Annotated in this window: 21 protein-coding genes; 8 read left to right on the forward strand and 13 right to left on the reverse strand. The window is 53.1% G+C overall.

The window, feature by feature from the left end; all coding sequences use genetic code 11:
* The first annotated feature begins 1 nt into the window (after position 1).
* Positions 2-775, forward strand: coding sequence for an NUDIX hydrolase (locus ACYVBJ_RS06750; RefSeq protein ID WP_460981530.1), 774 nt, complete (start codon positions 2-4; stop codon positions 773-775).
* A 152-nt stretch (positions 776-927) separates the two neighbouring features.
* Here ACYVBJ_RS06750 and ACYVBJ_RS06755 read toward each other — a convergent pair whose 3' ends face one another.
* Complete coding sequence (locus tag ACYVBJ_RS06755) at positions 928-1935, reverse strand: nitrilase-related carbon-nitrogen hydrolase (protein ID WP_460981531.1); 1008 nt, start codon at positions 1933-1935, stop codon at positions 928-930.
* Positions 1936-2174: 239 nt separating this feature from the next.
* On the opposite strand from ACYVBJ_RS06755, the gene bshB1 reads away from it, so the two are divergent.
* Positions 2175-2894 (forward strand): bacillithiol biosynthesis deacetylase BshB1, encoded by a 720-nt coding sequence (bshB1, locus tag ACYVBJ_RS06760; protein WP_460981532.1) that lies wholly within the window; start codon positions 2175-2177, stop codon positions 2892-2894.
* 88 nt (positions 2895-2982) lie between these two features.
* Here bshB1 and ACYVBJ_RS06765 read toward each other — a convergent pair whose 3' ends face one another.
* From ACYVBJ_RS06765 to ACYVBJ_RS06775, 3 genes are all read right to left on the reverse strand, one after another.
* A complete protein-coding gene (locus ACYVBJ_RS06765) occupies positions 2983-3393 on the reverse strand; it encodes a hypothetical protein (protein WP_460981533.1) in 411 nt (136 codons plus the stop codon).
* A gap of 151 nt (positions 3394-3544) precedes the next feature.
* Positions 3545-4609 carry a response regulator gene (locus ACYVBJ_RS06770; protein WP_460981534.1) on the reverse strand — a complete coding sequence of 355 codons (1065 nt, stop codon included), beginning with the start codon at positions 4607-4609 and terminating at the stop codon, positions 3545-3547.
* Positions 4587-5798: a PAS domain-containing sensor histidine kinase gene (locus ACYVBJ_RS06775; protein ID WP_460981535.1), complete on the reverse strand. Its 1212-nt coding sequence runs from the start codon at positions 5796-5798 to the stop codon at positions 4587-4589. Before ACYVBJ_RS06775 ends, ACYVBJ_RS06770 begins: the two co-directional genes overlap by 23 nt.
* A gap of 141 nt (positions 5799-5939) precedes the next feature.
* Here ACYVBJ_RS06775 and ACYVBJ_RS06780 point away from each other — a divergent pair, with 141 nt between their 5' ends.
* Entirely contained in the window at positions 5940-6248 is a 309-nt protein-coding gene (locus ACYVBJ_RS06780) for a thioredoxin domain-containing protein (RefSeq protein ID WP_460981536.1), read from the forward strand.
* A 56-nt stretch (positions 6249-6304) separates the two neighbouring features.
* Positions 6305-6679 carry a hypothetical protein gene (locus tag ACYVBJ_RS06785; RefSeq protein WP_460981537.1) on the forward strand — a complete coding sequence of 125 codons (375 nt, stop codon included), beginning with the start codon at positions 6305-6307 and terminating at the stop codon, positions 6677-6679.
* A gap of 109 nt (positions 6680-6788) precedes the next feature.
* Here ACYVBJ_RS06785 and ACYVBJ_RS06790 read toward each other — a convergent pair whose 3' ends face one another.
* Entirely contained in the window at positions 6789-7487 is a 699-nt protein-coding gene (locus ACYVBJ_RS06790) for a sulfite exporter TauE/SafE family protein (protein ID WP_460981538.1), read from the reverse strand.
* 1 nt (position 7488) lies between these two features.
* The gene (locus tag ACYVBJ_RS06795) at positions 7489-7914 is read right to left on the reverse strand and encodes a FixH family protein (protein WP_460981539.1); all 426 of its coding nucleotides are present in this window, start codon (positions 7912-7914) and stop codon (positions 7489-7491) included.
* 358 nt (positions 7915-8272) lie between these two features.
* Here ACYVBJ_RS06795 and ACYVBJ_RS06800 point away from each other — a divergent pair, with 358 nt between their 5' ends.
* Complete coding sequence (locus ACYVBJ_RS06800; RefSeq protein WP_460981540.1) at positions 8273-8812, forward strand: hypothetical protein; 540 nt, start codon at positions 8273-8275, stop codon at positions 8810-8812.
* Between the two features lie 143 nt (positions 8813-8955).
* Positions 8956-10296, forward strand: coding sequence for a vanadium-dependent haloperoxidase (locus tag ACYVBJ_RS06805; RefSeq protein WP_460981541.1), 1341 nt, complete (start codon positions 8956-8958; stop codon positions 10294-10296).
* A gap of 212 nt (positions 10297-10508) precedes the next feature.
* On the opposite strand, the gene ccoG is transcribed toward ACYVBJ_RS06805, so the two are convergent.
* From ccoG to ACYVBJ_RS06840, 7 genes are all read right to left on the reverse strand, one after another.
* On the reverse strand, positions 10509-11972 hold the full coding sequence (gene ccoG / locus ACYVBJ_RS06810) for a cytochrome c oxidase accessory protein CcoG (RefSeq protein ID WP_460981542.1): 1464 nt from the start codon (positions 11970-11972) through the stop codon (positions 10509-10511).
* 101 nt (positions 11973-12073) lie between these two features.
* Entirely contained in the window at positions 12074-12916 is an 843-nt protein-coding gene (locus ACYVBJ_RS06815) for a cbb3-type cytochrome c oxidase N-terminal domain-containing protein (RefSeq protein ID WP_460981543.1), read from the reverse strand.
* 12 nt (positions 12917-12928) lie between these two features.
* Positions 12929-13099, reverse strand: a complete 171-nt coding sequence (locus tag ACYVBJ_RS06820) for a hypothetical protein (RefSeq protein ID WP_460981544.1) — start codon at positions 13097-13099, stop codon at positions 12929-12931.
* A gap of 90 nt (positions 13100-13189) precedes the next feature.
* Positions 13190-15400 carry a cytochrome-c oxidase, cbb3-type subunit I gene (gene ccoN / locus ACYVBJ_RS06825; RefSeq protein WP_460981545.1) on the reverse strand — a complete coding sequence of 737 codons (2211 nt, stop codon included), beginning with the start codon at positions 15398-15400 and terminating at the stop codon, positions 13190-13192.
* 19 nt (positions 15401-15419) lie between these two features.
* Complete coding sequence (gene ccoS, locus ACYVBJ_RS06830; protein ID WP_460981546.1) at positions 15420-15596, reverse strand: cbb3-type cytochrome oxidase assembly protein CcoS; 177 nt, start codon at positions 15594-15596, stop codon at positions 15420-15422.
* 293 nt (positions 15597-15889) lie between these two features.
* On the reverse strand, positions 15890-16642 hold the full coding sequence (locus tag ACYVBJ_RS06835; protein WP_460981547.1) for an acyl-CoA desaturase: 753 nt from the start codon (positions 16640-16642) through the stop codon (positions 15890-15892).
* 61 nt (positions 16643-16703) lie between these two features.
* On the reverse strand, positions 16704-19190 hold the full coding sequence (locus ACYVBJ_RS06840; protein ID WP_460981548.1) for a heavy metal translocating P-type ATPase: 2487 nt from the start codon (positions 19188-19190) through the stop codon (positions 16704-16706).
* Positions 19191-19361: 171 nt separating this feature from the next.
* Here ACYVBJ_RS06840 and hemN point away from each other — a divergent pair, with 171 nt between their 5' ends.
* Together hemN and ACYVBJ_RS06850 are read left to right on the forward strand one after the other, a co-directional pair.
* On the forward strand, positions 19362-20738 hold the full coding sequence (gene hemN, locus ACYVBJ_RS06845) for an oxygen-independent coproporphyrinogen III oxidase (RefSeq protein WP_460981549.1): 1377 nt from the start codon (positions 19362-19364) through the stop codon (positions 20736-20738).
* 173 nt (positions 20739-20911) lie between these two features.
* Positions 20912-21088 (forward strand): hypothetical protein, encoded by a 177-nt coding sequence (locus tag ACYVBJ_RS06850; protein ID WP_460981550.1) that lies wholly within the window; start codon positions 20912-20914, stop codon positions 21086-21088.
* Positions 21089-21133: the final 45 nt, after the last annotated feature.

A 21133-nucleotide genomic window follows, 5' to 3' on the forward strand; every position in this document is an offset into this window, starting at 1 on the left:
GATGGAGTACAAAAAAGAGGTATTACAGCTAGTTCGGAAAATAAAAGAAGAGTGCGTACCCTCGGTGTCAATCGACTGCGTGATTTTTGGATTTCATAGTGGCCAGCTAAAAGTGTTGCTGTTGCGCTGGAAAGAAACCGAAGACTGGTGTTTACCGGGCGGACGCGTTGGTCACCACGAAAACGTGGATGATGCGGCTTATCGGAGTTTGCAGGAGCGAACCGGGCTGAGCGAAGTGTTTCTACAGCAGTTTCATACGTTTGGCGACGTAATACGGTATAAAAATTACAGCCGCGAAGAAACCATGCTTAAGTTAGGATTGCCCGCCGAAGTGAGTCAGGCTATCGTTGGGCGGGACGTTTCAGTAGGGTACTACGCCCTGGTTGAGTTTGCGGAGGTGAACCCGACGCCCGATGTCTTCACGGATGAATGCCGCTGGTGGGATGTTGATCAGATTCCTCCGCTGCTGTTCGATCATAACGATATGATCAGCCTGGCGCTGAAAACGCTTCGGCGGCAGCTTAGCTACCAGCCCATTGGTTACAACTTACTAGGTAGTAGGTTCACCATGCCCGATTTGCAGCAACTCTACGAAACCATTCTGGGGCAGTCGCTGGACCGACGAAATTTTCAGAAGCGGATGCTGGGCTACGGTGTGCTGAAGCGCCTGGACGAACGGAAAACCGGCGGAGCGCATAAGGCCCCTTATCTCTACGAGTTTGATAAAGAAAACTATCAGAAAGCCCTGGAAGAAGAGCGGCTCTACGTTGGGTAAAGGACAGGTTAGTCTGGATAGATACGTAGTCGCTACGGCCTGCATACCAAAAGCCCGCAGAAATCTGGGCAGAAGGTAATGATCCTGCTGTCTGAACAATCGTTGTTCGTACGTCAGGCTACCATGCAGTGGCCTGACGTACGAACTTTTGCTTAGCTATACAGCTTTTTAATAACCTCCTGCTGGGTTTTTATGAATTGCTGACGTTCGGCGGGTTGGCTCAAGAGCGTGCCGGGCGGATAAATACTGGTTTTAGTATAACTCTCGCCATACAGTTCGAACCGTTGGCGAGCCAGGAGATTGCCCACGGCCGGACGCTGCCGAAACTCGCGCAGCGCAGCCAGATCGATGTCGGCGTTGGCCACCATACTTTCGCCATACCCAGCTTCGGCCAGCACAACGCCCTTCGGGTCAACCAGTTTGGAGCCGCCATCGTTTGAGCCGAAAGGAATAGTATTGTTCATGATGCCCGCGGAGTTGGCCGACACCACGTAGGCCATATTCTCGATAGCCCGCGCTTGTTTCGCTACGTTCTTTTGCGTTTGCTGGGGGCTGCCAATTTCGGAAGTAGAGTGCAGCAGCACCTCGGCTCCGCGCATGGTCAGGCAGCGGGCTACTTCGGGGTATAAAATGTCTTCGGAAGCCACACAGGCCAGGTTCCCAATGTTTGTTTTTATGACCGGAAATAAGGAGTCGTAGCCGTAAGCATCGAGGTACAGTTCCCATACATCGTGCGGGGTCGGTACGTACATGGCGTTCAGACGGCGGTAACGTAACAGAATGTCGCCGTTGGGTCCAATGATAAAACTGGTCTGGAAATACAGCTCCGGGAAGAAGGGGTCCTGCTCAAACGCATTGCCGGAAAAATAAATCTGCTGCCGCTGAACCATTGCACCCAGGGCCTCATAAATACGTCCGTCAATCTCCAGCGCGGCTTTTTCCCGCCATTCCTCAATGGTTTCGCCCAGTGGAAAACCTGTCAGAAAGAACTCGGGAACTACCACCAGCAGGGTATCCCGGCCGATGAGGCCAATAGAAGCGGCAATTTGTTTTTCGATACGCTCAATGGTTTGAAGCATTACAACTTCGGCATCATCACGGGTCTGGTACGAGTTGACGGTCTGGCAGGTTAGCTGAAGGGCGAGCGCTTTGTAGGACATGGGGTTAGGTTACAACGAGTGAAAATGGGATTATGGAGTGTAGTTGAGATTCGTACAGGGCCAGCGTTTAGTCTGTAAACGTTTGGGCCTTACTTCGCCAAAGTAACGTGTTTCAGGGAAAAAAATAATAGTCTGGCGTTCGCATCAGCGAACAAAAAGCGAGCCGGATTGATTGACTGAATAGTTCGTAGGGCTGATTAACCAGCGAGATAAAGCCACCAAACCTTAAATTTGCCATCATGACCGCCGACGTTTTAGCCATTGCTGCTCATCCGGATGATATTGAAATGACCTGTGCCGGTACAATACTCTCTCTTATTGCGCAGGGTAAAACGGTTGCCGGGGTCGATCTGACCCGTGGTGAACTTGGTACGCGCGGCACCCCCGAAATCCGGTTGCAGGAGTCGGCCGAAGGAGCCCGACTGATGGGCTTGGTCGCCCGCGAGAACATGGGTTTCCGCGATGGGTTTTTTCGGAACGACGAAGAACACCAGTTGGCGCTGATCCCGATCATTCGTCAGTTCAAGCCTCAGATCGTTCTGACCAACACCCCCGACGATCGGCACCCCGATCATGGCCGGGCGGCTCAATTAGTCGTGGACGCTTGTTTTTACTCAGGGTTGCGCCAGATCAAAACCGTCGGTAAAGACGGGCAGCCGCAGGAAGCACACCGACCTGTGCTGGTTTACCACTTCATTCAGGACCGGTCGCTGAAGCCTGATTTTGTGGTCGACGTAACGCCGTATTGGGAAGGTAAAATTGCCGCTATCAAAGCGTATCAAAGTCAGTTCTTTAACCCGAACAGTAATGAGCCGCAGAGCTATATTTCCGGCGAGCCATTCATGAAATTCCTGGAAGCCCGCACCCGTGAGCACGGGCACATGATCGGCGCGGAATTTGGCGAAGGCTTTATCAGCAAACGAATGCTGGGCGTTAAAGACCTCTTCGCTTTGCTGTAAAAGCTGACTTCGAAACGGTACGCCGTGGCGGGGCTATGCGGTAGCTGTATTACGTATCAGCAACTGCCTACAAACAATTCAAAACGAGTTAGGCCACCGCCAGCGCGCCCGAAACCGAGATCAGTTGTGCATTCGTCTGGCTAAGCATGGTCCGGGTTTCGTCGGATAGCTCTTGTACCTGTGCGTCGACAAGCAGGTAATCGTAGCGACGGAGCAGCATGTGAAGTTTAACGGCTAATTTAGGGCTGGCTAACAGCGTTTCGGGTTTTATCTGATCAGATGCGGTTTGTGGAATCAGATCCAGCCACTGGTCCAGTCGGCTCTTCGCTTCCTGCTTGATGGTCCGGCAGGTTTCTTTGGTCAGCGACGTACCAGCCTTCACATCATAGGGATAGACGATTGTCAGGCAGATCGGTTCGTGAGCGTGGTTAGCCATCCATCGACGTAATACAAACGCGGAATCTACCGAGCAATCCGTAGTATAAAAAGCCGTTTTCATTCTCTTACCAGTCAGTGGCCATCGGTGGTCATTCAGGTTTTGCGGCCAGTGACCATTCCATGACAGTTAATTGCCTGACAAAAATAGCCGGCTCAATCACCCAACTGGTTGAGCAAACTCATCTGGTATTCTGATTTTTGTCAGGCGGGTACTACCAGTTGGCTCGACGGAGCTTGTCGGGTTGCACTATGCGGATACCGGCCGTACTTACCTCGATCAAACCATCCTGCTTGAACTCGCTTAAGGTTCGGATAAGTGACTCGGTAGCCGTGCCAACCACCGCGGCCAGGTCGTCGCGCGAGAGTTGGATCGGTGCGGCTTCGCCATCAGACTGCATCGTGTGCAGGCGCAGCAACGCATCGGCAACCCGGCGACGTAACGAGCCGTAGGCCATACCTAACAACTGCTGCTCGCGCTCACTGACCCGCCCGGCCAGCAACTGGATAAACTGGCGACTCACCTCGGGCCGGGCCGTCAGCAGTTGCTGGAAGTCGGCCCGCGGAATATAAATAAGCTCCGAATCGTCGAGCGTCACGGCCGAATCGGTGTAGTTTGTTTCTTCGAGTAAGGGCAAATAGCCAAAAAATTCACCCGCTCCGTAGATCCCCGTGACCAGTTCTTTGCCATCAGCATTGGTACGCATGGCCTTTATCCGGCCACTTTTCAGGAAATACAGGCGCGTTGGTTCGTCGCCCTCCGTGTAGATAAATTGCTTTTTGGCTACCCGATGCACCTTTCGGTCGGCAGAAAGGCTTTCCAGTCCTCCTGTGGTGCGCGCATCGTTGAGGAATTGCGTAAGGCCTTCGCGGTCCAGGTTGTAATCGGAACGGACCGCAGGGGCCACTTTTTCGAAACGATTCAGCCGCCCTTCAATCGCGCTCAAAAGTTCAGTATCGTCGAAGGGCTTGGTCAGGTAATCGTCGGCCCCCAGTTCCATGCCCCGGCGGAAGTCGACCCGCTCGGATTTTGCCGTTAGGAAAATAAAGGGAATACCACTCAGTTCGGGGTTTTTATTGACAATGTGCAGCACGCCATAGCCGTCCAGCACGGGCATCATGATGTCGCAGATAATCAGGTCCGGTCGGTCGGCCAGCGCCTGCTCAACGCCGAGTTTACCGTTCTCGGCCGTCAGGACACGGTAGCCAGCCAGTTCCAGAATTTCGGCCGTGTTTTCCCGAATGTCCGCGTTATCTTCAATCAACAGAATGGTTTTCATAAGGTAGTGTGAGGGTAATCGTCGTGCCTTCTTCCAGGTGGCTGGATAGTTCAACCGAACCACCCAGGAGTTCGAGGTATTTGCCAACAATATGCAGCCCGAGTCCGGTACCCGCAAAATTAGTCGCGTTTTTAGCCCGGAAGAATCGTTCAAACAAGTGCTTCTGATCGTCGGCCGAAATGCCGATGCCCTGGTCGCGAACCACCACTACGAGCGCCGTTTCCTGACAATGCGCCGACAGGTAAACCGACTGGTTTTCGCCGGAATACTTGATGGCGTTCGACAGCAGATTGACCAGAATCTTACGGAGCAGCGACGGGTCCGACAGAATCGGCTTAGGGCAACTGAAGTCGGTGTGTACGGTCTGCCCCGCTTTTAACATATCCTGAAGGTCGGTAATAACTTCGGCGGCTAGTTTAGGGATATCAACCAGTGACCAGGTCGCTTCAACCCGGCCTTCTTCCAGGCGGCCTACGGATAAAAACTCTTCCAGAATATTATTGAGGTGATTCACCGACGATTTAATCCGGTGAATATGCTTGAGCCGTTTATCCTGCTGGTCGGCTCCCGGATATTTTTCGATCAGCGAAGCGGAGGTCAGCACGGCGCTTAAGGGGGTCCGGAACTCATGCGAGGCCATCGATACAAAGCGGGATTTCAGTTCGCCTAACTCCCGCTCGGCGGCCAGGGCTTTGGCCAGCTCATCTTTCGATTCTTCGAGTTGGTGCAGCGTCGCCATGAGCGCATGCGTACGGTCGGCTACTTTTTGTTCGAGCTGGGCGTTAAGCTGTTCAATACTGTGTTTTTGTTCGAGCAGTTTCCGCTCCGATTCCTTTTTGTACGTAATGTCGATGATGTACGATACGACAAACAACTGCCCCTCGCGCCGGAAATAACTTAAGCTGATCTCCGCCGGAAATACCGTATCATCACTACGTTTAGCGTAGAGGTCGCGTTCGTGCCCCATAGCCCGAACCTGCGGGTTGGCATTAAACGATTCGCGCAGTCGTTCGTGGCGGTTAACAACGGTATCCGGTACGAGCGCTTCGATGCGCAGGCTGGCCATCTCGTCGTAGCCAAACAGAGTCAGGGCAGAGCGATTCGCCGAAATGATACGTCCAGTCGCGTCGGAAACGAGAATGGCGATGGTGGCATGCGTAAAAACGGCCTCGAATGAGTCGTCGAACATACAAATTAGGATTTCGTACTGCAAAGTAAAGACTAACCTAACTAACCTGCCTGACAAAAATCAGTTTTGGGGTTGATCCCCATCACAGAACCCCAGCGGGAATACTGCCAATTTTGAGCAGTTGAAAATTGGTTTGTTGTCATGACATCTACTTCGCTTCAAATAGCCTCCCAACCACCCGTCTTACTGGTCTATATACCAGCGGCTTCGGGCTACCGTGTAGAGATGGAGCATTTGCTGGAACAGACCCGGTCGGTGCTCGATCCGGCTGTGCGAATCATGCGCGTAAGTGAAACGACTCATCCTGAGGTTGTTACTAGTTTTGGATTTGCCGCTCAGCCCTCGTTTGTCTTACTTAAACGAGGTTCGGAAATCTGGCGGTACACAGGTGTGACCGGTAGCGCTGAAATCTCTTCTCAAGTAAGCGATAAACTTCGTCAGGCAATATAGCCCATAACCGTATGGATTCACTACGTTCCTATACTCCTCCTATCACCCCATTAACTATGGTAAGCTGTCATCTTGAGTACCAGCAACTGCAACAGACGATCCGTCGGCAGGAAGAAGAGATCGAGCAACTGCAAACGTTACTGCTCGACGTACTGAACCGCTACAATTACCGCAGTCTGCGGCACAGCGCGATTGACTATTACGGAAATCTGAATCAACTGCAGGGCCGTTTAAAACGCTTACGTCGCGATATGATTTGCGAGAGCACTCAGTGTCAGAAGGCAGATGAGTCGTTACCCTGCCGCGACCTGCGCTTTGGTTTATCGACGACAATTGAACGCCACGCCATTTTACTCATTGATGAGTTTGTGCGCATTAAAGATGGCTGCGTTCAGTTTCTGTCGGGTATGATGGCGCTTAACTTGCTGTAAAGGGGGGGCTGAACAGGCTTAACCTAAAAAGAAGAGAGGACTGTAAAAGGCTGACGCTCGGCCCGCCACGGCGGGCCGAGCGTCAGCCTTTTACAAATACGTCGTGCTTTCAGCGCGTGGCGAGCGTACCGTGGCAAACCGGAATGGGATCAGTGGGGTGAGCGGGTAGTTTGTAGTGTGCAAGTCCCCGGCTGATGAGCAGTAGGGCTACAATAACCGTCGCTACGGAGAGAAACCGATTGATTCGCTTTCGCCCGATGTCGCTTAGCCAGTTCATGACCGCATTGACGCCCAATAACGCCGGGAGCGTACCGAGCCCAAAGAACAGCATGTACAACGCCCCGGCTACAGGCGTATCGGTCGCGAGCGTACCTGCCAGTGCTACGTAGGTAAAGCCGCAGGGAAGCAGTCCGTTTAAAATGCCGAGTCCGGCGAAACCCGCCCAACCTGTCCGGCGGAGGTGCTGGCTGAAGGTCTTGGTCACCCACTGATTGAAACGGGGGAGACGTAACTGAGTTGCCCAATTACTCCTCCATACCGTACCCGCTAACAGAACGACTCCACAGATCACCGCCAGTGGGCGCTGCCAGCCTAACCAGTGAAGGCCCAAGCCCATAGTACCCGCCAACGCGCCCAGACTGCTGTAGATTATTATACGCCCGGCATGGTACAGTCCCACTGCCAGCCAACGCTGGGTATGGGGCAATCGACCGATGGGCAGTGCAGCCACCAGAGGACCGCACATACCCACGCAGTGCAGGCTGCTGATGAGGCCGGTCAGTAGGGCAGTAACAAACCAGGGTGACATCTTACAGGTGGATTTGCTTTTCGGTATAATACTCGCGCTGGCCGTCGGACCAGCTAAACTGCACCCGCCAGTAGCCTTTCGCCAGGCTGCCTGTAGGGATAATCTGCTCGGCTGCGTGTTGCGCCGGAACCGGTACGCTAAAATCCTGCTCGCGGTCGGCGGGACGGTAAAAAGTAATCTCACCCTTTTGCAGCGAGTCGGATAGGGCAAAAACAACCCGCTGCTGGTCAGGCTGATACGTAATGTCGATGGTCCTTTTCTGCCGGGCGTTGTTCACCCGGTCAATATGTTGTTGATAAGCAATTTCGTCCTGGTAATAATCGTCGCGAACGAGGTCAATATGTTGGCGGCTCATTCTGAACACCAAGGTGCAGATGAAGCCGGCAAAAAAGACAAATACAAGCGGAATAGCTTTTCCCCAGCTCATAATTCTAATGCGTATTGATATACGTAAAATTCGAGCTATTCAGCGCCATACGACATGATCGAACTCAGTAATCCACCAAACTTTTGTCAATCTCCGAATGAAAGGTCACTGATTGCTAAAACGGCTGGAGGGCCATTTTTTTTATGCAGTTTTGGCAGACAACCAGTGCTCAGGCAGCATTGAGGAAATCATCACGGCAGCGAAAAGTCGCGTTCGTCTCGCTACAACAGCGTAAAAAGCTGATTTAAGACTGCGCACCAGTGATCCGGTCTAAACTGAACGGAATGTTGCAATCCTTTGTACTTATCGCGTATAAAGTAGTCCTGAACTCCTACTAAAAGTGTAAATTGCAGTTGATTTGAGATCGCTTTCAGCCATCGGGTTTTTGTTGTTGCTGCTCTACCATCTGGTAGGGGTGCCAATGGCTGTATTGACCTTTGAGCAGGTGTATGAGGTAGCGGCTCCGGTCGAAGCAGACGATCAATGGAAGGTGGTTAAGCTGCCCATTTCGTTGCCTTATACAGCTAGCTGGGAAAATACGGATGGGCAGGACGGCCTCATTCAGGATGGCGATAACTTTTATAACATCGTTAGTCAGCGGTACGTCAATGATACGCTGTATACAACGCTTAAGACGAATCAGAACGCAAAGGAGCGCTTCTTCGAACTGGCTGAGCAGTGGCAGCAGCTTAGTGATGATCAGACTCCGCCTAAATCACCCCTGAGCCAGTTGCTCAAGATGCTTAAACACCGGCTGAACACCTACCTGCCCCCGTTTGTCTGGGAACTGCAACATCCCATTGCCATAACGATTGACAGGCAGGCTGGTTTTGGGGAATTGACGCTACTTTACTACGGTGTCGATCTTAGCCGCACGTCTCCTCCCCCCAAACAATAGCTACCCATCTTCCTGGTTTCCTCCGATGAGTCAGTTTGCACTGGATTTGTTCCGCACGTCCGGGCAAAATTCCCGTGCCTGACAATCGATAAGTTCATCTTCCGAGCAGCTTGTCAGCCTGCCCTACATCATATTGGCTATTTATGAAATTACAATCCATCTTCGGCATCGTACTGCTGCTAGGATTAAGCGCCTGCCAGCCGAAAGCCACCCCTGACGAATATAATGCACGGGCCGCAAACCCTCAGCTTTTGTACGACTGCTCCAAAACACTGACCGATATCATCATACATGATATTTTTAAGCCACCCGTCGCCAGTCGAATTTATACTTATACGTATCTGGCCACTTACGAGGCCCTCAGACCTGGCTACGCAGGATATCCATCGGTCTTACAGGCGCTTAATGGGTCGACTCCGGCTCCTTCTCCCCAACCGAATCAGGTTTACTGCTACCCACTGGCCAGCCTGAAGGCTTTTCTGACCGTTGCCCGCGCGCTGACATTTTCTGAAGATTTATGGGATAAGTATGACGAGACGTTTCTGCCTAAACTTCAGGCACTGAATGTGCCGGATGATGTCTACGAGCGCTCAATGGGATATGGAGAACAGGTAGCCAGGCATGTGCTGGAGTATGCGACCAAAGACCACTATAAGGAAACCCGCGGCTTTCGGTATACGGTCACCAATAAACCGGGCACCTGGGTGCCGACTCCTCCGGCCTATGCCGACGCCTGTGAACCCCAATGGAACACTGTTCGTTTGTTTGCACTGGATTCAGCACGGCAGTTTCGGTGCTCTCCCCCGGCTAAATATGACCTGTCACCTGCTAGTCCTTTCTGGAAATTGACCAAAGAAGTGTATGATATCGGTCAGCGGCAGGATAAAACCGAGCAGGCGATTGCTTATTTCTGGGATGATAACGGCTTCGTAACGAACGTATCTGGCCACGTCATGTTTGCCAGCAAAAAAATGACCCCGCCTGGTCACTGGATGGCAATTGCCACCACGCTCGCCAAGCAACAGCAGTTTAGCCTGATCAAAGCGGCTCAACTGTATTCGCTCACGGCCGTTGCTATGTTCGATGCCTTCATCACCTGTTGGGAAGAAAAATATACTTACGTCCGGATTCGGCCCGAAACCGTAATAAACAACCATCTGGATCCCAACTGGCGGCCTTTTCTGGAAACACCGGCTTTTCCGGAATACGTGAGTGGGCACAGTGCCATTTCAGCAGCGGCTGGTAAGGTCATTGCTGACCTGGTCGGACCTAACGTAGCCTTCACCGACTCAACGGAGTATCCGTATGGGCATGGGGTGCGCCATTTTTCGTCCATCGAAGCCGCCTACCAGGAAGCGTCTGTGAGTCGGGTATATGGGGGTATCCATTATCGGGATGGCGTCGAAGAAGGTACGCGTCAGGGAGAGCATGTAGGACAGTGGGTTGTCAGGAAGCTGCTCGATAAAGCAATTGCCGTAAAGTAAGGTCTATTAAAAGATTACCCTGGCTATCGGTTACCGCATCAGATGCGGTAACCGATAGCCAGGGCTTCTTAAAAGCCTAACTTAATCCGACCAGCCAGGGTTAGGGAGGGTATTCATGCGGTGACGTCACTGGCAGTAAGTGATTGGCATCGGTTGGATAATCGTTTAAGCCTTATTGTTCTCCTGAAAATCCTGCAATCTGTGTTCGTGAATCAGCCCGGCCCCAGGAAGCTGGTTTGGACCTTATCGAGCACAACACCTTCGGATACGACCTCAATTTCCAGCCTGGTACTGCTTTCGTGGATGGATTGTTCAGGGAGCAATATGAAAAACATGCCTTTCGTTAGCTCATTGGCCGCTACGTGGGTGAGTGGCTGAACCATTCGGAGGGAAGCGCCGGGGTAGTTGACCCGGAAGGTAACGGAACGGGCATTGTGCGTTTTGTTGACAAGCTCAACCAGGTATAGATTTGAGATTTTGCCGCCTGGTTCGCGCTGAAACAGTTGACCGGGGGCGCGCAATACGGTTGTTTCCAGATCGGCCCGGTTCGTCAGTAAGAAGGCCCAAACGCCCATAATCAGCACCAGCACCAAGCTATAGATTGCCATGCGGGTGGTGATCCGCCAGGGTTTGCGGTTCTGAATACCGTCGAGCGAATCGTAGCGGATCAGTCCACGCGGCCGGCCGATCTTGTCCATCACATCGTCGCAGGCGTCGATGCAGGCGGTGCAGTTAATGCATTCCATCTGCACGCCGTTCCGGATGTCGATGCCGGTCGGGCAGACCTGTACACAAAGCTTACAGTCGATGCAGTCTCCTTTGGGCTTGTCGGCAGGAGCGAGGGGCAGAGCCGTAAATGTGGTGCTGACGTCGGGATCGGTGGGTTTAGTCCGTTGCTTCTTCCCTCTGGGTTCTCCGCGAATATCGTCATACGCCACAACAATCGACTTCTTATCCAGCAGAACCCCCTGTAGGCGGCCGTATGGACAAATGGTGGTGCAGACGATTTCGCGTAGCCAGGCAAACACCGCGTAAAATACGCCCGTAAACACAAGAATGGTTGCCAGACCGACGAGGTGATTCGCCGGATGGTCGGTAATGATATCAAGCAGCGCGTCCTTACCGATTATGTAGGCCAGGAACGTATTGCTGATGATAAACGAGATCAGAAAAAAGACGCTGTGTTTCGCGCTTTTCTTGGCTATTTTTTCGCTAGTCCAGGGACTGGCGTCGAGCCGTTGTCGGGCTTTATAGTCCCCCTCGATCCAGAATTCAAGCTTGCGGAAGACCATCTCCATGAAGATAGTTTGCGGACAGGCCCAGCCGCACCAGACGCGTCCGTAAACGACCGTAAAGAGGGCAATGAACACGATAAAGACCAGCAGCCCCATCGCGACCAGGTGAAAATCCTGCGGCCAGAACGTAACGCCAAAGAAGTTAAACTTACGCTCCAGTACGTTAAACAGAAACAGCGGCTGGCCGTCGCGGCTCAGGAACGGTCCCGCAAAAAGCAGGGCGAGCAATACCCAGGCCACTACGGTGCGCCAGTGGTAATACCGTCCGTTTACCTCGCGGGGGTAGAGCCACTGCCGCTTTCCAGACTTGTCGGTGTTGGGCAGATGAGTCCGGAAATAATCATCGAGCGGTTTTTCTGGGTCGTTGAGTTCGGTTACCATACGGCTAAGTTGTTACGTCCGGATACGCGAAAAGAGCCACTGATCGTTCGGAAAATCCTACTTTATAGCAGTGGCTCTGCAGGCATCGGTGCGGATCTTATTTATAGGTCAGCTACTTTTTCGGTTTGTGCGGGCAATTCCGGTACAACCTTCTCGCCCTGCGCTTCTTTGGCACCGGCTGGCTTGGTTCCTTGCAGGGACAGTACGTAGCTGGATACCTGCTGAATCTGCAGGGGATTGAGCTGCTTCTTCCAGGAAATCATCCCTTTCTCGGGAACGCCTTCGGTAATCGTATGGTAAATGGCCTTGACGGTGCCGCCGTGCAGCCAGTACTCGTCGGTGAGGTTCGGCCCGACCTTACCTTCGGCGTTCTGACCGTGGCAGGCGGTGCAATACTGGATGAACAGGACCTTTCCGGCTTCGATGCCTTTGCTGTCGGTCAACTGCGTCACGGTGTTTTCGTTGATCTTACCGGCAACCAGTTTCAGATACGCTTCCCGTTCTTTCTCGGCAATGGCCACTTCCCTGCTGTATTCCTGTTCCATAATGTTACCGGTACCAATGACGTGGAAGATCAGCAGGTAGATGACGCCGAATCCAATCGTTCCGTAGAAGAGGCCCATAAACCAGGGGGGCGTAGGGTTGTCCAGTTCGGCAATGCCGTCGTATGCATGTTCCATCACCAGATCTTTTTCCTGGCTTAGCGAGTGCAGGCCTGAGATGCGCTGCCAGAGCGGGCGGGTGTCGACAGGCTTAGTTTCCTGTTGCGGGGCCAGCGTACGGCGCAGGATGTAGGCCAGATAAAGCGTTGTCGCCAGAATCAGGCCAATACCAGCGGCTACCAGCAGGATGACCAGATACCACAGCAGGTCGTCGCCCGAGGCAAGATTCCATACGGATGATGGGTTGGCTGGGTCAGACAGGTTCGTTAAAAGCAGCTTCATGGTTGGTAGGGATTAGGCGTCGGTGGCTTCGTCGAGGGGCAGACGGCTGATTTGCTGAAGGTGACGTTTGTCGGCCAGCACCAGATACAGCCCGACCAGAAGGAAGAAGACCAGGAAGGTCAGGAACGAACCGACCATATAGATGTCCGCTCCGGGTAATTTTGAGATGAATTGCTTGAACATGGCTTTTGGAGTAGTTAGGAGAGAGCAGCGGGAAGTGAGCAGAACGGTAGGTACGAGTATGCTCACTCCTCACTTTTCGCTTCTCACTTCTTAGTTTTGGGCAGTTTCCATTTTCTTGATATCCGTACCCAGGCGTTGCAGGTAAGCGATGAGCGCCACGATCTCGCGGTCCGAATCAACCTTGATACCTTCTTTCGCCAATCGGCCGCTGACCTCGTTGGCTTGCTTCGTCAGGTCTTCGCTGGCGTACGAAATGGCGGAGTCATCGTACGGAACGCCTACTTTTTTGAGCGCCTTCATCTTGGCTTCCGTATTGGCGATGTCCAGTTGCTGAGTTAACAGCCAGGGGTAGGATGGCATGATCGAACCCGGTGACATCGACGCTGGGTCGCGCATGTGGTGGTAGTGCCAGGAGTCGGGATACTTACCCCCTTCGCGGTGCAGATCCGGCCCGGTTCGTTTCGAGCCCCACAGGAACGGGTGATCGTAGACGAACTCACCGGCTTTCGAGTACTCGCCGTACCGTTCGGTTTCGGAGCGGAACGGGCGAACCATCTGGCTGTGGCAGTTTACGCAGCCTTCGCGGATATAAAGATCTCGTCCTTCCAGTTCCAGCGCGGTGTAGGGCTGCACCGAGGCAATGGTCTGTACGTTCGATTTAACCATGAATGTGGGTACTAACTCCACCAGCGAACCAATCAGAATCACTACCAGTGAGCCAACCAGCAGAGGCATCGGCTTGCGCTCAAACCAGCGGTGCCAGTACGTATCGGAACCAGTTGGTGTATACGCTTTGGTCAGCGCGGGTGCTTCAGCGGGTTCATCGGCTACCAGCGAACCGGCTGCCATTGTTCTGAAGAGGTTGTAGGCCATCAGAATGGCACCGCTCAGATACAGCGCACCGCCCAGCGCCCGCATCATGTGCATCGGCAGAATCTGCAGCGTAGTTTCCAGGAAGCTTGGGTATTTCAAGACGCCTTCGGCCGTAAACTCTTTCCACATCATGCCCTGCGTAAAGCCCGAGATATACATCGGAACGGCGTAGAACAGGATGCCCATCGTGCCAATCCAGAAGTGAATGTTCATCATCTTCTTCGAGAACAAAGGCGTATGGTACATGCGTGGGATCAGCCAGTACAGAATGGCGAAGGTCAGGAAGCCGTTCCAGCCGAGCGCACCGACGTGTACGTGGGCTACAATCCAGTCGGTGAAGTGCGCAATGGCGTTTACGTTCTTGAGCGATAGCAGGGGACCTTCGAACGTGGCCATACCGTAGGAAGTCAGACCGACGACCATGAACTTCAGAATAGCGTCTTCGCGAACTTTATCCCAGGCACCCCGTAGCGTCAGCAGTCCGTTGATCATACCCCCCCACGATGGAGCAATGAGCATAATCGAGAACACAACACCCAGCGATTGTGCCCAGTCGGGCAGCGAACTATACAGCAGATGGTGCGGGCCCGCCCAGATGTAGATGAAAATCAAGGCCCAGAAGTGCAGAATCGACAGCTTGTAGGAGTATACCGGGCGGTTGGCCATCTTCGGCAGGAAGTAGTACATCATGCCCAGATAAGGTGTCGTCAGGAAGAAGGCGACTGCATTGTGACCATACCACCACTGCACGAGCGCATCCTGCACCCCGGCGTAGAGGTAATAACTTTTAAAGAAGGTTACCGGCATCTGAACCGAGTTGATGATGTGCAGCACAGCGACCGTAACGAACGTAGCAATGTAGAACCAGATGGCTACGTAGAGGTGACGTTCCCGGCGTTTGATGATGGTGCCGAACATATTGATGCCGAACACAACCCAGATTAACGTAATGGCTATATCGATTGGCCATTCCAGCTCAGCGTATTCGTGTGAGGTCGTGATGCCCAGCGGCAGAGTCAGTACGGCCGATAAAATGATGAGTTGCCAGCCCCAGAAGTGAATTTTGCTCAGCAGGTCGCTGAACATACGCGCCTTGCAAAGCCGTTGCAGGGAGTAATATACGCCCATAAAGATGGCGTTGCCGACAAAAGCAAAGATGACGGCGTTCGTGTGCAGGGGCCGGATGCGGCCAAACGTAGTGTATTGGTTGCCGAGGTTAGCGGCCGGTGCAAACAACTGACTGGCGATAAGCACCCCAACGAGCATCCCGATTACCCCCCAGATGATGGTGGCGATACCGAAGTCGCGGACGATCTTGTTGTCGTAGGCGAAGCGCTCTACCGGATTCTGGCCCCCCGGCGGTTGTTGCCCAATGGCCGCCCTGTCTGGCGAAATGAGCGTAGCAGATTGACTAAGCGAAGCATTCATGGTAAACGAGTACAAAAAATTAATGGGTATCTATGTCAGTTTCCGTTGAGGATTGCAGATCATCGTCGAGCAGCATGCGCATGGAAGGCGTATATAAATCATCCTGCTGACCAGTCCGCATCGACCAGACGAAGGCACCTAAAAAGCCCAGCGCCATCAGTAGGCTGATCCCAATCATGAAGAAGATGATATACATAGCCGTTTGTAGTTTGACAATTCAAAATTGCAGCGATTGCGCCCGGCGCTGTATGAGGTCAGTCAGTCGCTCAGGTGATTAAAATCAAGCCCGGAGCTGGATTAGGGTTGATGGACGAATGGGGGAGGAATGTCTGGATCAACGTGAGTGAAGAAAAAATGCTGACGCGTAGCGGGAGTACGCGTCAGCAATACATTACATGTAAGATGGTTTGCCCAGGTGTGATCCATAATGCGTTAGGCTGCGCTCATCCGAAGGGAAAGATCAGGGAAAGCTCTTACTCCCCACCTGGCCTACATGTATTTCAAGTCATTATTGGCTTTCAACCGGATTACGTGCAGGCTGTTCAGCAAGCGGATAATAGGGTAGGTTGGATCGAACTCATGCCAGCGGAACCCACCGAAGTTTGCCCGGCCGCCAAACTTGTGGTGATTATTGTGGTACGATTCGCCCATCATCAGAAAATCGAACGGAAGTAGGTTTTTGGCCGTATCGTCGACCGAAAAGTTGACGTACCCATAGCGGTGGGCGTACCAGTTAATGATGGCCCCGTGGATGGGACCCATCAGGTAGTGAATGGGCAAAAGAGCGAAAAACCAGATGGAAGGAGCGTAATAAATGTACACAAGGGAATACGATACGCCCCAGGCGATACGTACCGGCCAGCGGTCGCCCAGCCACTCCATAAAGACCCAGTTCGGCACGCCTTTCTTGAACTTGGTCGCAATGTGGTCGCGGTTGTTTACGATGTCGTTGTAGAACTGGCGGGTTTTCCACATCATGTTGAAGAGGCCATTCGAGTAGGAGGGAGAGTGGGGGTCATGCTCCGTATCGGCATGAGCGTGGTGCAGCCGGTGCATAATGCCATACGCCCGTGGGCTGAGGAAGGAAGAACCCTGACCAATAAACGTCAGGATGTAAAAGAACTTCTCCCAGCGCGGACTCATCGTAAACATACCATGAGCCGCATAGCGGTGCAGGAAAAAGGTTTGTGTGAAGATGGATAAATACCAGTGAGCCGCAAAAAAACAGAGAATGATAAGCATGAATGTAAGTGAACGGTAAAAAATAAAGCTTACCGCCCTGCGCAGGGCGGTAAGCTTTCGACTAACTATTTGACAGGAAATGACGACTTCGTAATCGCATACCCAGCGTGGCAATAAGTACCATGGTGGTTGAGCTAAGGGGCATCAGAATAGCCGCGACAATGGGCGAAAGCGCTCCGGTTAGAGCGTAGGATAAGCCGACGAAGTTGTACAGCAGCGAAACGCAGAAGCTGAACCGGATCAGCCGCATGCCGAAGCGGCTGAAGCGTAAAAAGTTGGGCAACTCACGTAACGATTGCGCTTCCAGAATGCCGTCGCTGGCGGGCGTAAACTGAACCGTATCGTCAGTGATGGCAATACCAACGTCAGCCTGTTTCAACGCTCCGGCATCGTTCAGGCCATCGCCGACCATCAGTACACGATGACCTTTGGCCTGTAGTTGCCGAACAACGTCGAGCTTCTGCTGGGGGCTGCACGAAAATACCATCCGGTCGCCAAACCAGCGGATCAGCCGGGGTTTGGCTGTGTCGTTATCGCCCGATAGCAAATGCAGTGTATACGTAGTAGTCAGGTCAGTCAGCATGTCTTCAATGCCCGCCCGGTACTGGTTCGGGAAGCGGAAACTGCCCCGGTACGACCGGCCAATCTTCACGTGAACCTCCCCTCCACCGCTCCACGGTTCATTTTCTAGTACGGTCGACGTGTGGTCTGGGACAACAAAGGATCTGGCTCCTAACGTAACAGGCCAATCATCAACCAAACCGCGAATCCCTTTACCGGCAACTTCCGAAAAGTCGTCGATGGGCAGCGTCAGGGCACCCGACAAATGATTTGCCAGTTTGCGGCTAAGGGGATGTGCCGATTGTCTGGCCAGCGAGGCAATGAGGAGCCGTTCGTAGTGGGTTAACGGCTGAGCAAATAGTTCGATAATAGTGCTGTCGGAGGTCGTCGTAAGGGTGCCGGTTTTGTCGAGTACCAGCGTATCGCAGGCGGCCATCTGCTCGATGACATCCGCGTTTCGGAGGTAGAATCTGCGTTTGCCGAGCAACCGTAAGCCATGACCCAGCGCAACGGGGTACGACAGCGAGAGCACGCACGGGCAAGCCACGATCAAGACGGCAGTAAACGCATTGACGGCCGTAGCCGGGTCATGGCGATAAGCATACCAAAACAGCCCCGTCAGGGTAGCCAGCGTCAGTACGGTTAGGGTAAAGTATTTCCCGACGTAATCGGCGAACGTTGTAAAACGACCCGTAATGACCTTGCGGAAGGTGTCGTTGTTCCAAAGCTGGGTTAAATAACTCTGCGACGTTTCCCGAACGACTTCAATGTCAATCGCTTCCCCCATTTGACGTCCGCCAGCGTACAGCAACGCGCCGGGCTCTTTGCGTTCGGGCTCCGACTCGCCCGTTACGAACGAATAGTCGATGAGCGCATCACCCTGGAAAAGCAGCCCGTCGGCCGGAATCAATTCTCCGTGGCGAATCCGGATGTGATCGCCTTTGGCTAAGCTGGTTACGGGTACGGGCGTTTCTGTGCCGGACGAGTCTGATGTTTTCTGGTCCTGGCTCTTGCCGCCCCGCCTTAAACGCATGACGGCTAAGGGAAAATAGGATTTATAATCCCGCTCGAAGGAAAGAAAATCATACGTCCGCTGCTGAAACCATTTGCCGCAAAGCAGAAAGAAAATCAGACCCGACACGGAGTCGTAATACCCGGCTCCATTCAGCGCAACTACTTCATACGTTCCCCGAATGTAGGCGACCAGGATACCCAGCAGAATGGGAAAGTCAATATTGATGATCCTACCACGAACGTGACGGCGGAGGCTGCGCCATACGGAGTCAAAATAGCCTGATCCCGAGTAGAACACCACGGGCGTTGCCAGCACCAGATTGATCACGCCGAACCAGTGCTTGAAGGTCGGGTCGTCTAGACCCAGGTATTCCGGAAAGCTGAACAGCATGATGTTCCCCGCGCAGAAGCCCGCAACCGCCAGCCGGTAAAGCAACGGCCGGTAAGTGGGCTTCTGCTGCTCTTTAACCACGTCGTTGAGGCTGATGAGCGGCTCATAGCCCAGCGAGGTCAGCAGTTCGACCACCTCCCGCAGCGACACCTGCGTATGCGCGAAGTTTAGATGCACCTGCTTTTTCAGGAAATCGACCCGCGATTGGTTGATGGCCGGGTTAAGCCTGTACAGGTGTTCCAGCAGCCACAGGCACGAACTACAGTGAATGGTAGGTATGTAGAACGTAGCGGATGTGGTGGTGTCGTTCGAAAACTCGACCAGTTGCTGCTGAACTTCCGGCAAATCCAGGAACGCCAGCCGCGACGACGAGTTTTTTGTCGATTCCGACGTATCGGTAGCCCGGCGACCGGGCTGCACGTTCAGATCGTAGTATTGGCAGAGTTGATTTTCGTTGAGAATCTGATACACGGTTTTGCACCCGTCGCAGCAGAAATGACGGGCGTCGAACGTGATGTCGTGTTCGGTGCAGTCGTTACCGCAGTGGTAGCAACTGGTTGAGGTGATTGTAGCCGTAGACATGGCGTTGAAATTTGCGGCAAGTTGGCGCTACGCGTCTTCCTGAACCTTGACGATCGTCAGCTCGTCGGATGAGACCCGTCAGGGTACGCTCCGGCAAGTCGGCGCATCTTTGTCCGTCAGATAACCAGGGCAACGCACGTAAGACATTGAAAACCTGGCGGCCGCTTAGCTATGAATTCGCTCATTCAGAAATATAATGTTCCGGGCCCCCGGTATACCAGCTACCCTACAGTTCCCTTCTGGGACGACAGCACCTTCAGCCAGAACGCCTGGATCAGCAACCTCAAACGGGCCTTTACGGCCACGAACACCACAGATGGCATAAGCCTCTACATTCACCTGCCGTATTGCGAGAGTCTGTGTACGTTCTGCGGCTGTAACAAACGCATTACGCGTAACCACGACGTAGAAGTGCCTTATATACTGGCGGTACTGGCCGAATGGAACACGTACTGCGATCTGTTGCCCGAACGGCCACGGATTGCCGAATTTCATCTGGGTGGCGGAACACCGAGCTTTTTTGCGCCCGAACAGCTTCACCGACTACTGGCCGGAATCTTTCACCGGGCTGACCCCGTTGCGACGACGGCGACCAGCGAACCCGATTTTGGCTGGGAAGGCCATCCGAACAATACCACGCGTGAGCATCTGCAAACGCTGTATGAATTTGGCTTCCGGCGCGTTAGCTTCGGTGTGCAGGATTACGATCCGGTTGTTCAGAAAGCCATTCACCGCATTCAGCCTTTTGAACACGTACAGCAGGTGACCGAGTGGGCTCGTGAGGTTGGGTACACCTCCATTAGCCATGACCTGGTGTTCGGATTACCGTTTCAGACGCCGGATTCGATCGAAGATACGGTGATCAGGACATTGCTATTACGTCCCGACCGCATCGCGTTCTACTCGTATGCCCATGTGCCCTGGATCAAAGGAAACGGCCAGCGCGGTTTTCAGGATCAGGACCTGCCGTCGGGTGAGCAGAAGCGGGTGCTGTACGAAACTGGCAGGGAGTTGTTGGAGGGAGCGGGTTACGTCGAAATCGGGATGGATCATTTTGCGCTGCCGCACGATTCCCTGTACAAAGCCCTCGACAACGGTACGTTACACCGTAATTTTATGGGGTACACCACGACTCAGACGCGCGTACTGCTCGGCTTAGGCGCATCGTCGATCAGCGATGTATGGTCGGCTTTCGCACAGAATGAAAAGAATGTAGATACCTACATCAATCAGGCCTTAGCGGGTGAACTCCCCGTATTTCGAGGCCACGTGCTCGATGATCAGGATGCGTTTCTGCGTCGGCAAATCCTGAACATTATGTGCCAGGGCGAAACTCACTGGCATTTGGGCTGCTGGTCGAAATCCGAATGGGCGGCACTGAGCGAACGACTGGAAGAGTTCCGACTGGATGGGCTGCTGGAGTACGACGCCGAGGGGTTACGCGTTTATCCGGAAGGGCGGCCGTTCTTACGAAACATCTGTATGGCCTTCGACGAGCGGTTAAACTACGCGCAGCCCAAAACGCAGCTTTTCTCGCAGACGGTGTGATACCACCTGAGAGAAGTTGATGTAGCTACTGACCGTAGTTTTTGTCGAAATGGCTAATCCGATACAGCTTGCTGAATGCGAACCGTAGCCGACTTGGTTAATGGATCAGTGGTACCTGTCTGAATGGGTGGAATGGCAACCGCCGACCCGGCTTTGACCGATTGAGCAAGCATATGTCGTTTAGTACTGATTCGATGGTATTGTGCGTCATAGTAGTCGAAACGGATCTGTATTCGATGATAGCTATGCTCGTTGGACGTATTGGTAATGGAAAACTGGTGCTCATTGATCCGAACACATGGTTTGTTGGGGACCGCTTTGGGTATCCATACGATTCGATCAATCAGTAAGTCTCGTACTGCATCGGGCTGGCTTTGGTAGCCAGGCTTCTCTCT

This window comes from Spirosoma fluminis, from assembly GCF_054778895.1.

What these genes read in the sequence shown, in the direction of transcription:
- ACYVBJ_RS06805 (WP_460981541.1), top strand. Translation starts at nt 8,956, where the DNA reads ATGAAATTACAATCCATCTTCGGCATCGTACTGCTGCTAGGATTAAGC.
- ACYVBJ_RS06765 (WP_460981533.1), bottom strand. Translation starts at nt 3,393, where the DNA reads ATGAAAACGGCTTTTTATACTACGGATTGCTCGGTAGATTCCGCGTTT.
- ACYVBJ_RS06815 (WP_460981543.1), bottom strand. Translation starts at nt 12,916, where the DNA reads ATGAAGCTGCTTTTAACGAACCTGTCTGACCCAGCCAACCCATCATCC.
- ccoN (WP_460981545.1), bottom strand. Translation starts at nt 15,400, where the DNA reads ATGAATGCTTCGCTTAGTCAATCTGCTACGCTCATTTCGCCAGACAGG.
- ACYVBJ_RS06770 (WP_460981534.1), bottom strand. Translation starts at nt 4,609, where the DNA reads ATGAAAACCATTCTGTTGATTGAAGATAACGCGGACATTCGGGAAAAC.
- ACYVBJ_RS06755 (WP_460981531.1), bottom strand. Translation starts at nt 1,935, where the DNA reads ATGTCCTACAAAGCGCTCGCCCTTCAGCTAACCTGCCAGACCGTCAAC.
- ACYVBJ_RS06820 (WP_460981544.1), bottom strand. Translation starts at nt 13,099, where the DNA reads ATGTTCAAGCAATTCATCTCAAAATTACCCGGAGCGGACATCTATATG.
- ACYVBJ_RS06835 (WP_460981547.1), bottom strand. Translation starts at nt 16,642, where the DNA reads ATGCTTATCATTCTCTGTTTTTTTGCGGCTCACTGGTATTTATCCATC.
- ccoG (WP_460981542.1), bottom strand. Translation starts at nt 11,972, where the DNA reads ATGGTAACCGAACTCAACGACCCAGAAAAACCGCTCGATGATTATTTC.
- ccoS (WP_460981546.1), bottom strand. Translation starts at nt 15,596, where the DNA reads ATGTATATCATCTTCTTCATGATTGGGATCAGCCTACTGATGGCGCTG.
- ACYVBJ_RS06840 (WP_460981548.1), bottom strand. Translation starts at nt 19,190, where the DNA reads ATGTCTACGGCTACAATCACCTCAACCAGTTGCTACCACTGCGGTAAC.
- ACYVBJ_RS06780 (WP_460981536.1), top strand. Translation starts at nt 5,940, where the DNA reads ATGACATCTACTTCGCTTCAAATAGCCTCCCAACCACCCGTCTTACTG.
- ACYVBJ_RS06850 (WP_460981550.1), top strand. Translation starts at nt 20,912, where the DNA reads ATGTCGTTTAGTACTGATTCGATGGTATTGTGCGTCATAGTAGTCGAA.
- ACYVBJ_RS06750 (WP_460981530.1), top strand. Translation starts at nt 2, where the DNA reads ATGGAGTACAAAAAAGAGGTATTACAGCTAGTTCGGAAAATAAAAGAA.
- ACYVBJ_RS06775 (WP_460981535.1), bottom strand. Translation starts at nt 5,798, where the DNA reads ATGTTCGACGACTCATTCGAGGCCGTTTTTACGCATGCCACCATCGCC.
- ACYVBJ_RS06785 (WP_460981537.1), top strand. Translation starts at nt 6,305, where the DNA reads ATGGTAAGCTGTCATCTTGAGTACCAGCAACTGCAACAGACGATCCGT.
- hemN (WP_460981549.1), top strand. Translation starts at nt 19,362, where the DNA reads ATGAATTCGCTCATTCAGAAATATAATGTTCCGGGCCCCCGGTATACC.
- ACYVBJ_RS06790 (WP_460981538.1), bottom strand. Translation starts at nt 7,487, where the DNA reads ATGTCACCCTGGTTTGTTACTGCCCTACTGACCGGCCTCATCAGCAGC.
- bshB1 (WP_460981532.1), top strand. Translation starts at nt 2,175, where the DNA reads ATGACCGCCGACGTTTTAGCCATTGCTGCTCATCCGGATGATATTGAA.
- ACYVBJ_RS06795 (WP_460981539.1), bottom strand. Translation starts at nt 7,914, where the DNA reads ATGAGCTGGGGAAAAGCTATTCCGCTTGTATTTGTCTTTTTTGCCGGC.